Genomic DNA, 12,853 nt, shown 5'->3' on the forward strand with positions numbered 1-12,853 from the left:
GGCCTGGCTTCCGGCGTCGCCCTGTCCCGGAGGAAGGCTCCGCCTTCCCCCAGACCCCCATCCGCCAGGACGCTGCGCGCCCTGGACCCCGTTCGTTGGTTCCTGCTGACGCCGGATCGCGCCGGAGAGCATCGCTCTCCGGCGGACTGCAGGTGCCATCAGCGCGGAGATGGTGATTTTCTTTCTCGGGAGCCCCCCGCAGGCTGACCTTGCCACCCAGCGCCAACTCAAGGTGGGGTCTGGGGGAATACTATTCCCCCAGCGGTGGGGGTTCCGGGGGCAGGCGGAGCCTCCCCCGGGGCTGGACGCGAGCGAGGTGCGGCAGCCCCGGCCCCCTACTCTGCCCGGTGCCGCTCCACATTTGGCAGCAGGATGGTGAGGATGCCGAGCAGGGGCAGGAAGGAGCAGAGGTGGTAGACGAAGGTGATGCCCCTCGCATCCGCCAGGATGCCGAGCAGGGCGGAGCCGAGGCCGCCCATGCCGAAGGCGAAGCCGAAGAACAGGCCGGAGATCACGCCGACACGGCCCGGCACGAGTTCCTGCGCATAGACCAGGATCGCCGAGAAGGCCGAGGCCAGGATCAGGCCGATCAGCACGGTGAGCACCGCCGTCCAGAACAGGTTCACGTAAGGCAGCGCCAGGGTGAAGGGCAGGATGCCGAGGATGGAGCCCCAGATCACCACCTTGCGCCCGAAGCGGTCCCCCACCGGGCCGCCCACCACGGTTCCGACCGCGACGGCGCCAAGAAAGAGGAAGAGATAGACCTGTGCGTCCTGGATGTTCAGGCCGAAGGTCTGCATCAGGTAGAAGGTGTAGTAGCTCGTCAGGCTGGCCATGTAGATGTACTTCGAGAAGACCAGGATGCCGAGCACGGTGATGGCCATCATGACCTTCTGCCGCGGCAGGACCGCATGCGGCGGGGTAGCGTGGCCGGGCGCGCGGCGGCGGCTGAGCATCTGACCGTGCGCCCAGCCACCGATCCACCAGAGCAGCGTCATGGCGAGCAGCGCGGCCAGCGAGAACCAGGCGACGCTGCCCTGTCCGCGCGGCAGGACGATATAGGCGGCCAGCAGCGGGCCGATCGCTGAGCCGGCATTGCCGCCAACCTGGAAGATGGACTGCGCCAGCCCGTGCCGCCCGCCCGAGGCGATGCGGGCGATGCGCGAGGAATCCGGGTGGAAGACCGAGGAGCCCATGCCGACCATGGCGGCCGCGCAGAGCAGCGACCAGTAGTGGTCTGCCGTGGCGAGCAGCAGCAGGCCGCAGAAGGTGAAGCCCATGGCGACTGGCAGAGAGCGGGGCTGTGGCTTGCGGTCGGTGTACCAGCCCACGGCGGGCTGCAGCAGCGAGGCGGTGAGCTGGAAGGTGAAAGCGAGGAAGCCGATCTGGGTGAAGCTGAGCCCGTAGCTTGCCTTCAGCACGGGAAAGAGCGCCGCGAGCAGCGACTGCATCATGTCGTTGAGCAGGTGGCAGAGGCTGAGCGCCGCCAGCACGGTGAAGGCGGTCTGGCTCGCGGCGGGCCGTTCGGCGGCAAGGCTGCCCTGGCTCATATGGCGTTTCCCCTCGGTCAGCCGATTCCGGACAGGCCGGACCGGTCCTTCTGGAGGCCGGAAAGGCCGGTGCGGCCGGCAGGAAGCCATCAGGAATCGCATGGGCCATGCCGTCCAAGCCCAGGTTTTTCCGCAGCCCAGACCCTCGGGTGCGGCCTTTTCAGGCGGCCGGGCCTCGATGCCGGACCGGGAGGCCGGTCAGGGCCGGGCCAGCGGGCGACGGATGCCCGGCTCTACCGATGGGGGACGGGCACGGCCCGCCCCGCCCGGGAGATGGCCGTTCAGCTGACGGCGACGCAGGCGACGCCGGCAAGGATCAGGGACAGGCCGCCGATCCGCAGCATGTTGATCGGCTCACCCAGCAGGAAATAGCCGGCGCACATGGTCAGCACAAAGCCCAGGGCGACGCAGGGATAGGCCTGGGACAGGTTCATGCGCGACAGGACGAGGAGCCAGACCACCGCGCTCAGCCCGAAGCAGGTCAGGCCGCCCAGGACCCAGGGCGAAGTGATGATGGAAGCGACCGTATCGACCGGCTGGCGCCGGCTCAGCGCGAGCTGAACCGGCTCCGAGGACATGCCGATCTTGAGCACCACCTGGGAGAAGGTGGCGAGGGCGATGCTGCTGATCAGCAGGAAGTAGGTGGAGATGGGCATGCGCGTTCCGTCTGATCCTCAGTGCTTGTTGCCATGCAGGATCGGGTTGAGGGGCTTCTGCATGATGCTGTTGGCCTCGGCGATGTTGCTGCGCAGCTCGGTGACGTTGCTGATGCCGCCGAGGATGACGAAGGCCAGGGCCGCGACCACCGCCAGGCGGCGTGCCGGGGTGAAGAAGGCGAAGGCGGCCAGGGCCAGCAGCGCCGGGAAGAAGTCCGCGGCGTAGAGGAAGGTGATCTCGCCATAGACGAGGTGCAGGGCGATCTGGCCGAGGAGGAAGGCGCCGATCGCCATCGCGGCGGCGCGCCCGGGCCGGTGCAGGATGGCGCCCCAGACGCCGCAGGCCAGCAGCACGATCCAGGCGAGCATGCCGCCCAGCCCGGCCCAGCCCTGGTCCAGCACCGGGGAATGCTGGTTGTTGAGGATGTTGTACACCCGCTCCTCGATGAAGGGGACGTGCGCCTTCACATACTGGTAGAACCAGTCCTGCGAGGCGCCCGCATCGGGGCGGCGCACCATGACGCTTTCGAGGATGCCGTCCTGCACGGGCTCGACGCGCACATGAGCGGTGACGGCGCTGTAGAGCAGGATCGAGCGCAGCACGGAGAGCGGGGTCTCGCCCCTGGCTTCCTCGGCCTTGGAGAATTCGCTGCGCTCGGCGCGCAGGAACTCCGATTCCTGCTTGAGCACACGGGGCTGGAAGAAGACGCCCGCATCCTCGAAGGTGACGCGCTGTACCATGGCGAGGCCGGCGATCATCGCGAAGGCCAGCAGGCTCACCGCGATGCTGCGGCGCAGACCGAGCCGGAAGAAGGCCGCGGCCAGACCGAAGCTCCAGTTGGTGGTGGTGATGGCCAGTGTCGCGGCGGAGGCCAGGGCCCAGGGCAGCATGCCCCGGTTGCGCCAACTGGTGACGGCCCAGAGCATGATGCTCGTGCCCAGGGCCGCGAAGGGATAGGTCTCGACGATCGCGAACCAGTAGAGATAGGTCGCGCTGGCGAGCAGCCCGGCCGTGAGCAGGCTGGCGATGGGCAGGCTCAGCGTCAGGCCGCGCATCGAGAGGTAGAAGAGCGCGGCGCTCAGCCCCCCGGCACCCGCCACCAGCGCCTTGGCCGCGGCGACCGGGGTCAGGCCGAGGAGCAGGAGCAGGTTGGTCAGCGGGACCATCAGGATCGAGAAGATCGGGTGCACCGAGGAACGGTGCGATCCGCGCATATCCAGCATGTTGCCCAGGACCCGCGGCTGGTCCGCCTGGAACCAGATGTTGATCCATTCCATCTGGTAGAAGCTATGGGCGAACTGCGCCGAGGCCCACCAGGACAGGCTGGCGCCGAGCAGGGCCCAGCCCGTCGCCACCAGGCTGTCCGTCACGCCGGAAGACGCGGCGGTCTCCCGGGCCAGGGTGCCCGCCTCCCCGGGGAAGCGGGCCGCGATCGAGCGGCTCGGCTGGATGAACATGCGGGGCTTTCCTTAAGGGCGTCGGGAGAGGGCGTGCTTCCGGGGCGGGATCAGAAGGTGGCGGCCAGGACGATGCCGACCGAGGCCACCAGGACGTAGCGGCTGACGCGGTCGCGCAGGGCGAAGACGATGGGGTCGTCGTGCATCAGCCGGCGATGGGCCATCAGCAGCACCCGGCCGAACCAGAACATCAGCACGGGGCAGAGCAGCCAGAGCAGCTGCGGATGGTTGTAGAGCGAGTGCACCGCGTCGCTGGACAGGTAGAGGGTGAGGATGATGATGGCGTTGAAGCCGCTGGAGGCCGCCAGCGCCGCGACGATCGGCAGGTCGCCGGTCTTGTAGTTGCGGTTCGAGGGATCGGGCAGGGCGCGGTCGAGCAGGGTCGAGAGCTCGATGTAGCGCTTGACCAGGGCCAGGGCCATGAAGATGAAGAGCGAGAAGGCGATCAGCCATTCCGAGATGGCCACGTTGATCGCCACCGCGCCGCCCACCACGCGGAAGGCGTAGAGCAGCGCCAGCGCCACGGCATCCACCAGCATCTTCCGCTTCAGCACCAGCGAATAGGCGGTGGTGAGGGCGAAGTAGCCGAGCAGCACGGCCAGGAAGGCCGGTGATACCGCGATGGCCACGGCCAGGGAGGCGAGGAAGAGGATCGGCACGGCCAGGATGCCGTCCATCAGCGGGATCATGCCGCTGGCCAGGGGGCGGCGGCGCTTGGTCAGGTGCGCGCGGTCGGCCGCGAGGTCCAGCAGGTCGTTCAGGAGATAGACGCTGGAGGCGCAGAGGGAGAAGGCCAGCAGGGCCAGGATGCTCTGCAGCAGCGCCTCGGGCGTGAAGGCATGGGCCGTCAGCAGCGGCACGAAGACCAGGGCGTTCTTCGCGTACTGGTGCACGCGCATCAGCTTCAGCCAGGTCTTGAGGCTGGCGCGGGCGGAGGGCAGGTGCTCCGCATCCGGGTGGATGGCGGCGAGGCGCCGGCCGACGCGCGGCGAGGTGCGGATCGCCAGGGCATGCCCGGCCTCCGCCCAGACGGGCAGATCGGCGGTGTCGTTGCCGATATAGTCGAAGCCGCCATGGCCGAAGCGTTCGGCCAGCGCCTGGGCCTTGGCCGCGCCGGCGAGGTTGTTGGTGGCGTCGGAGGCGAGCCAGCCGTCGAAGAGGCCGAGATGGCCGGCGATCGCCTCGACCAGCCGGGCATTGCTGGCGGAGGCCAGCCAGACCGGGCGACCCTGGGCGCGGGCCTGCCGGATGCGGTCGAGCACCACCTCGTCATAGGGCAGCGTCGCCGGATCGAGATCCGCGGTCTCGGCCAGCAGGTGCTTCAGCGCCGCCTTGCCGGCGGCGAGGGCGCGCAGGAGACGGAAGCCCGAGAGAGGCCGCCGCCCGAGTTCGGCGAAGGCTGTCTCGATCAGGAGATCGGAGCGGATCAGCGTCCCATCAAGATCAACGACCAGGGGCCGGGCAGCGGACGCTGCCGCGGGCGCTGCCAGCAACTCTACTGCCACATCCATGGGACCCACTCCTTAATGTCACGAGGCTCCTAATTGGTGCAGGGCAGCAATGAGAAGTAAAGCACAAAATAGAGACAATTTGGTTTTTTTAGGTCTTGCGCGGAAAATGGGGCCGTCACGGAGGGTTTTTTGGGATGATTCGCAGTGTCAGGGAATGAATTTCTCCCAATGGTTGAAAAACACTGATGGTGCTTCCGTTAAGGGAGCACTCCCGTGCCACGAGTCCCTTCACGGCCGGGAGGGGCCCTCAGGGCGCCCTCGTCGGGGGGGCCGCTGTCAGATCACACCGCCGGAACGGCGCAGCAGGCTCAGCCCCGCCTCCGGCGTCTCGTCGCCCCGCTTCCGCCGGAGGAGTTCCTGGAGCGCCCGCCGCAGCAGGGGTTCCGCCAGGCTGGCCACGGCCAGGGCCGCCAGGGCCGTGCCCGCGATCCCGAGCAGCGCCGCCGCGACCGGCGGCATCCCCTGCGCCAGGAAGGCGTGCCGGAGCGTATGCCCGATGGGCTCGTGCAGCAGATAGAGGGGATAGGTCATCAGCCCCGCATTCCGCAGGCCCCGCAGCCAGGACGCCGGCAGGCGCGCGATCTCCCCGCGCCAGGCCACCGAGGCGACGATCCCGCCGCAGGCCAGCACCCAGAGCAGGATGGGCCAGGGCCAGATCGCGGCGGCATCGAGATGCCCGGGCGACTTCTCCACGATCTCCAGGGTGCGGCAGGTCATCTCCACCGGCGCCATGAGCACCGCCAGCAGCAGGGCCAGGGCCCCGGCCCGCGACAGCCGCCGCCGCGACCAGAGCCAGAGGAAGATGCCGGTGGCGAAGTAGATGCCGTGGCGCAACAGGGTGAGGTTGCGGACGCCGTAGCCGAATTCGAGCGAGGGCCCATGGATGACGCCGGCCACCTGCAGCGCATAGGCGGCGAGATAGGCGCTGCCGGCCAGGGTGAGGCCGATGCCCAGCCATTCCAGGCGATGGAAGGCGCCGCGCAGCAGCAGCAGCAGGATCAGCGCGTAGAACACGATCTCGATCGGCAGGGTCCAGTAGGCCGTGGCGATCCAGGGGCCGGTCGGCGCCAGGGCGAGCGAGGCCAGGAAGGGGCGCAGCAGGCTGGAATCGGATTGCGGCGCCAGGGTCAGGACGGCGAGGCTCAGCACGGCGCAGACCCAGGCGGCCGGGTAGAGGCGCAGCACGCGGGAGCGCAGGAAGGCCAGCGGCGTCGTGCCGTTCGCGGAATTCGCGATCACGAAGCCGGACAGGACGAAGAAGATCTGCACGCCCACCCAGCCGAACCAGCCGACCTCCGGCGTGGCCGCGTCGTACCAGGTGAGGTGGAAGAAGGCGACCATCAGCGCGGCCAGGAAGCGGATGGCATCCACGCCATAGAGGTAGTCGCCCTTCCGCCCCCCCGGCTTTGTCACGTTCGGCGTTTCCATCTTCTTGTCCTGCCTCTCCGGCCTGGCCGGGGCTGTCATGAGAACCAGACGTTGTCCGCGGTCAGGCCGCCGGTGAAGCCCTGCAGGGTGATCTGCACCTGGGTGCCGAAGCCGGACAGGTCGATCACCGTGGCGCCGTTGGCCTGCGCGACATGGCCGCTCAGCGCGGCGAAGTTGCTCAGTCCCGCGATGCCGTCGAAGACCAGCACGTCCTTCTCCGCCGCGCTGAAATCCTGCACCACCACGTTCCCCGCCACGGGGCGGAAGACGAATTCGTCCGCCCCGGCGCCACCGATCAGCGTGTCGCTCCCGCCTCCGCCGATCAGGCGGTCATTGCCGTCGCCGCCGTTCAGCGTGTTCGCCCGCGTGTCGCCGATCAGCAGGTCGTTGCCGTTGCCGCCAAGGATCGAGGTGATGCCGGAGGCGATGGCCTGGGCGGTGCCGCCGGGCGTGCCGCCGCCATTGCCCTGGGCGGCCAGGATGGCGTTCAGCCAGTACTGCGCCATCTCGGCATAGCCCGCTTCGGTCGGGTGGATGCCATCATACATGTCGGCGGTGGTGACGCCGGGCATCTCGACCAGCGTGACATGCTGTCCGCTGGCAATGGCGCTCTGCACGGTGGAGCGGATGACGGCGTTGACCGCGTTCACCTCCGACGCATCGGCCCAGGCGGTCGGCAGCATGGTCGAGACATAGACATGGGTGGCGGGATTCGCGGACGCGATCGCGTTGAGCATCGCCTTGATGTCGGTGCCCACCGTGTTCTGCGCCGCATCCTCGCGGAAGACGTCGTTGGCGCCGGCCATGAGCAGCACCGCGTCGGGCGCGCTGCTGCCGAGCAGGCTGGGCAGGATGGTGGCGAGCTCGTCCGCCTTCCAGCCCGGGAAGCCGGCATGGTCGTGGTCGGGCAGTGTGCTGGTGCCGGAACTCTGGGAGCCGACATAGTTGATCAGCATGTCCCGGTCGGTGAACTCCGCCCAGAGCGGCTGGCGGTAGCCGTTCGCCAGGTTGTCCTGCAGGTAGCCGTAGTTGGTGTCGATCTGCCGCCAGCCATAGGTGATGGAATCGCCCAGCGGCATGATCTTCAGCGCCTGGGCCCATTGCCCCGTCGCGAGATTGGCCACCACCCCGTCCGCGTGGTCGGCCAGGGACAGGGTGGCGGCGGCGCCGAGCGTGTCGCTCGCGCCGGCGATGGTGACGGTCAGGGTGGAGGTGACGGTGGCGACGCCCGTGCTGGCCTGGGTGACGGGGGTGCCGGAGGTGGCGACATAGGCATCCGCCGTGGCGCCGGCATTCAGCTGCGCGCCCCAGATCTCGAAGCTGCCCGAGGTGAAGGTGGCGAGGTCGTGCATGATCGCGACATTGGCGCTGCCGCTGCCACTGCCGGTGAAGGTCCAGGTGAAGTGCTGCCACTCGCCGTTGGCGAGGGCGGACTGGAAGTGGCTGCTGCTGCCGTCATAGTAGTTGAAGCTGAAATGCCCGTCGCCCGCGGCCAGGCGGATCCAGGCGCTGAAGGTGTACTGCCCGCTGACCGCCGTGTTGGTGTAGAGGCCGGTGCCGTAGCCCGTCATGCTCAGCAGCTCGGCCGTCCTGGTGCCGATCGGGCTCAGCGCCTCGTCCGCCATCACCGTGGCGGAGGCGCCGTTCGAGCTGAAGCGCACCCAGGCCGGATTGTCGAGTGCCTCCGAGTAGGGCAGCAGGTTCTGCGTGGTGACGGTGTGGCTCGCCCCGTCCGAGACGGTGTAGCGGAAGACGTCGGTGACGCTGCGCCCGGCCTCCAGCGCCTGCACGTTCGCCTGGGCATTGGCCAGGACATAGGTGTACTGTCCGTTGGCGCCGAGCACGAGGCTGCCATAGGTGCCCGCGATGGTCGTGCCCACGCCCGCGGCCAGCCCGTTCACGGCGGTGACGGTCAGCGTGTCCCGATCCGCGTCCGTGTCGTTGGACAGCACGTTGCCCGTGGCCTGCAGCACCCCATCCTCCGAGACGGCGGCCGTATCCGCCACCGCGACGGGCAAGGCGGGGCCGCCGGTGCTGCTGTCGGCCGCGCCGGTGATCGCGATGGTCAGAGTGGTGGTCTCGCCCCCCGTGCCGGCGCTGGTCACGGTGACGGGGCTGCCGGTCGTGGCGATGTAGCTGTCCGCCGACGCGCCCTGGTTGAGCTGCGCGCCCCAGAGTTCGAGGACGCCGGAGGTGGCGGTGGCCAAGTCATGCATGATGGCGACATTGGCATTGCCGTTGCCATTGGCGTCGAAGGTCCAGCTCAGGCGCTGCCATTCGCCCGTCGCCGTGGCGGATTGGAGGTGGTTGCTGCTGCCGTCGTAGTAGTTGAAGCTGAAATGCCCGTCGCCGCTGGCCAGGCGGACCCAGACGCTGAACGTGTACTGCCCGCTGACCGCCGTGTTGACGTAGATGCCGGCGCCGATGCCGGACAGGCTCAGCAGGTCGGCCGTGCCGCTCCCCGTCGGGCCGGTGGCGGCATCGGCCGTCACCGTGGGCTGGGTGCCCGTGACGGTGAAATGCGCCCAGGAGGCGTCGTCGAAGGCCTCCGACTGCGCGATCAGGTTCTGCGTGGTGACGGTAGTGGCGGCGACGGGAGTGCCGGTGGTGGCGACATAGGTGCCGGCGCTGCCGCCGCTGTTGATCTGCGCGCCCCAGATCTCGAAGACGCTGCCGGTGGAGGAGGCGAGGTCGTGCAGGATGGCGACATTGGCGTCGCTGTTGCCGTTGCCGGTGAAGGTCCAGCTGAAGCGCTGCCATTCCCCGGTCGCCGTGCCGGTCTGGATGCCGTCGCTGGCCCCGTCATAGTAGTTGAAGGCGAAGTTGCCGTTGCCACTGACCAGCCGGATCCAGATGCTGAAGGTGTACTGCCCGCTGACGGCCGTGGCGGTGTAGAGGCCGCTGTCTGCCGTCAGGCTCAGCACATCGGCCGTTGCCGTGCCGGTCGGCCCGGTGGCGGCATTGCTGGTGATGGTGGGCAGGGCGCCGTTGCCGTTGAACGCCACCCAGGAGGCATCGCCGAAGGCTTCCGACTGCGCGATCAGGTTCTCGCCGGCATCGGCATGGGCCTGCCCGTCCGAGACCGTGTAGGTGAAGGTCTCCGTCACCGTCTGGCCGGCGGCGAGCGCCTGCACGTTCGCCTGGGCATTGGCCAGGACATAGGTGTACTGTCCGTTGGCGCCGAGCACGAGGCTGCCATAGGTGCCCGCGATGGTCGTGCCCACGCCCGCGGCCAGCCCGTTCACGGCGGTGACGGTCAGCGTGTCCCGATCCGCGTCCGTGTCGTTGGACAGCACGTTGCCCGTGGCCTGCAGCACCCCATCCTCCGAGACGGCGGCCGTATCCGCCACTGCGGCGGGTCTGCTGTTGGTGGTTGTCGCCATGTCTCATGCCCTCCTGGCATTACCATTGCGTGAACCGCGCCCGCGGCAGACGCCCAGGGCGATGGGCCAAGCATGGCGACGAGGCCGGCTTTCCTTCCCTTGGCCCCCCGGCCCGAAGCCCGGCGGCATGTGCCGGTACGGGCCGTGACGGGGTCCGCATTCCCCGCTCCCGCCCGGCCCGGTCCAGGCCGTCAGGGCGTGGCCACCGCCCCGCGAGGCATGGCGCGGGACACGACCGGGGATCGAGCGGCGCGCCATGGCACCGCCGCCGGATCCCCGCCGGATGTCTGACGCGTCTCATCGCCCCTGGTCGCGGCCCCTGCCTGTCCTTGCGCCACATCATGAGACCCTTGAGACGGCAGCGCAATAAGTATTGCTAAAAGATGATAAAACGTCTCTATGATGAGACAAATTCCTGCCACGCCCCTCCCGGCGGCTTGATTCTCATGCCCTGAACGGCAAATTGACGGAGGCCCGGACGGTCCCATGCTGACCAAACTGCTCCCGCTCGCGGATCTCGTGACGATCGCCGGCAGCCTGTTCCTCTTCTTCCGGTTGTCGCGCCAGGAGGCGAGGCCCGCCTGGGCCATGCCGCTCCTCTGCGCCATGGCGGCGCTGGCCCTCTTCGCCATCTCGGAGCCCCGGCATCTCTTCGAGGACTTCCGGGTCGCCTACTACCTGGCCGGACAGGCCGTGCTGGACGGTCCCGCGGCGCTGGGGCCGCAGATCGAGCGGGGCGTGGACGGCTTCGTGAACCTGCCCGTCGTGGCCTATCTCTTCACGCCCTTCGCCCTGTTGCCGGACAAGGCGGCGGCGGTGCTGTTCACGCTGATCGGCCTCGCGGCCACGGCCGGCGCCTTCCTGCTGCTGGCCCGGCTCGCCGGGCTGCGCGGGACGGGCTTCTGGCTGCTGCTGCTGCTCTTCGCCATCAACGGGCCGCTGCACAACAGCCTGAAGGAAGGCAACACCACCCATATCGTGCTGCTGCTGCTGGCCGCCGGGCTCTGGCTGCTGCGCGGGCGGCGGGACGTGGCGGCGGGGCTGCTGCTCGGCTTCGCGGCGGTGATCAAGCTGCCGCTCATGCTCTTCGGCCTGTATTTCCTGCTGCGCCGGAACTGGGGCGCCACGGCCGGCTTCGCCGGCTTCTGCGGCGCGGCGGGGCTGCTCTCCCTCGCCATCTTCGGCTGGGAGATGCACTGGCACTGGCTGCAGCTCAGCGTGCTCCAGTTCAGCAGCCACCCGCTTGGCGCCTTCAACGTGCAGTCCGTGGCGGGCTTCCTGGTGCGCCTCGCCGAAGGCCCGGCGGCGCTGATGGACTGGGAGACCCTGCGCACACCAGCGCCGTTGCAGCGGATGACCGGCACGGTGGCGGTCGGGCTGCTCTACCTGACCGCGCTGCTCGCCTGCGTGCGGGGCTCCGCCCAGGGAGCGCGGACGGGGGGAAGCCGTGGGCAGGACCTGGAATACGCGCTGGTGCTGGTGCTGGCCGTGGTCAGCAGCCCGCTCTCCTGGTCGCACTACTATCTGCTGATGCTCCTGCCAGCGGCCTTCTTCCTGGCCCCCGGCTCCGCCCTCGCCGCCAGTCCGGCGCGCCGCGCGCTGGGCTGGGCGGCGATCCTGCTGACGACGCCGGCGGTGCTGGTCATCGCCTTCGCGAATCCGGGGTTGATGGAAGCCTATGCGCGTTTCGGCGTCTCCTACCTCCTCTTCGGCGGGCTGCTGTGGTTCGGGCTGCTCGCCTGGAGCCGGGCACGCGCCGCCTCGCCCCAGGGCTTCGGCCTCGGCGGGCGGGCCACGCAGCCGCTGGCGGGTTCCTGACGCCAGGGCGGAGGGGCGTCTACGCCATCCTCCGCTCGCAGGGTGGCGCCGTCCCGCCGGCGCTCAGCGCGGGACGGGCCGGGAGCCGGCCCGCCGGTGCAAGCCCAGTCCGAGGGCCAGGGCCAGAAGGGGCAGGAGCGTCCAGAACAGCGTGACCACGACCAACGGCGTCGTGGCCTCCCACCGGACCAGCAGGAGCAGCGCCGGCGCCGTGGCAAGGCAGAAAGCCGCCCTGCCCATGGGCTGCGCCGCCCAGAGCCGGCGCAGACGCGTCCCCGCCCACCAGAAGGCCGCCGCGCTGGCGAGGTACAGGAGGATCGCCATCGATCCCTTGCCGATGGCGGAGCTCGTCAGCGGGAACAGGTACGTCACCATGACGATCTGAAGGGGAAGGGACAGGAAGGAGAGGAGCAGGACCAGCAGGAAGCGCCCCATCCGGGCAGCCCATCCCAGGGTCTCGCCGTCAGCCTCCGCCAGCGCGGGCGAGCCTGGCATGAGCGGCATGGACCGGTGCATTCCCAGGCCGAGGGCGAAAGCCCCGACGGGCATCGCCGCCAGGAACAGGGCGGCCAGGAATGCCGGAACATCCGCTTCCCCCGAGGCGGGCTGGATCACCGCCAGCACCATGGGGAACAGGTACTCGGCACGGCTGAGCGGCGCAGGGCCGCTGCGGCGCCGGATCGCCCGGCCGGCGCACCAGAGGACGCCTGCCGCCAGGAGATGCGCCAGAAGGAACAGCGCCACCCGCATGTCCGTGTCCATCCCGGCCGGGAGGGCAAGACCCAGGACCAGGCGCAGCAACAGCAGGGCGAGCATGCAGAGCCAGAGCGAGATCAGGGGAACCAGGCGCGACGCCCCGGCGGCCGGAAGCCAGGGCTCCTGTGTCATCGGCGACATGGCGATCTGCTTTTCCCTAAGGTGGCCCGGCCACGCCGGACGGCCACGGAGGTTCCCCCGATGGCTGAATCCTTGCGCTCCCGCAAGACATCGGCCCGGGGGCATGCAGCCCGCGGCCTCCCGGCGCGTTCCGCGCCAACACGGCCAGGACG

The 12,853-nt window shown here is 69.3% G+C and carries 8 protein-coding genes; 1 reads left to right on the forward strand and 7 read right to left on the reverse strand.

Annotated features, from left to right (window positions below; all coding sequences use genetic code 11):
• Positions 1-335: 335 nt before the first annotated feature.
• The 6 genes from RGI145_RS18290 to RGI145_RS18315 all read right to left on the reverse strand — a co-directional run bounded on the left by RGI145_RS18290 (position 336) and on the right by RGI145_RS18315 (position 9,986).
• On the reverse strand, positions 336-1,550 hold the full coding sequence (locus RGI145_RS18290) for an MFS transporter (RefSeq protein ID WP_075799495.1): 1,215 nt from the start codon (positions 1,548-1,550) through the stop codon (positions 336-338).
• 281 nt (positions 1,551-1,831) lie between these two features.
• On the reverse strand, positions 1,832-2,206 hold the full coding sequence (locus tag RGI145_RS18295; protein ID WP_075799496.1) for a DMT family transporter: 375 nt from the start codon (positions 2,204-2,206) through the stop codon (positions 1,832-1,834).
• An 18-nt stretch (positions 2,207-2,224) separates the two neighbouring features.
• On the reverse strand, positions 2,225-3,664 hold the full coding sequence (locus RGI145_RS18300; RefSeq protein ID WP_075799497.1) for a hypothetical protein: 1,440 nt from the start codon (positions 3,662-3,664) through the stop codon (positions 2,225-2,227).
• 50 nt (positions 3,665-3,714) lie between these two features.
• Positions 3,715-5,175 carry a UbiA family prenyltransferase gene (locus tag RGI145_RS18305; protein WP_075799498.1) on the reverse strand — a complete coding sequence of 487 codons (1,461 nt, stop codon included), beginning with the start codon at positions 5,173-5,175 and terminating at the stop codon, positions 3,715-3,717.
• Positions 5,176-5,451: 276 nt separating this feature from the next.
• Positions 5,452-6,603, reverse strand: a complete 1,152-nt coding sequence (locus tag RGI145_RS18310; protein ID WP_075799499.1) for an acyltransferase family protein — start codon at positions 6,601-6,603, stop codon at positions 5,452-5,454.
• Positions 6,604-6,638: 35 nt separating this feature from the next.
• On the reverse strand, positions 6,639-9,986 hold the full coding sequence (locus RGI145_RS18315; protein WP_075799500.1) for a phage head spike fiber domain-containing protein: 3,348 nt from the start codon (positions 9,984-9,986) through the stop codon (positions 6,639-6,641).
• A gap of 486 nt (positions 9,987-10,472) precedes the next feature.
• Between RGI145_RS18315 and RGI145_RS18320 the strand changes: the two genes are divergently transcribed.
• Positions 10,473-11,804, forward strand: a complete 1,332-nt coding sequence (locus RGI145_RS18320) for a glycosyltransferase family 87 protein (protein WP_075799501.1) — start codon at positions 10,473-10,475, stop codon at positions 11,802-11,804.
• Between the two features lie 63 nt (positions 11,805-11,867).
• On the opposite strand, the gene RGI145_RS18325 is transcribed toward RGI145_RS18320, so the two are convergent.
• The gene (locus tag RGI145_RS18325; RefSeq protein ID WP_075799502.1) at positions 11,868-12,701 is read right to left on the reverse strand and encodes a hypothetical protein; all 834 of its coding nucleotides are present in this window, start codon (positions 12,699-12,701) and stop codon (positions 11,868-11,870) included.
• Positions 12,702-12,853: the final 152 nt, after the last annotated feature.

Source organism: Roseomonas gilardii (genome assembly GCF_001941945.1).
Classification (GTDB): Bacteria; Pseudomonadota; Alphaproteobacteria; order Acetobacterales; family Acetobacteraceae; genus Roseomonas.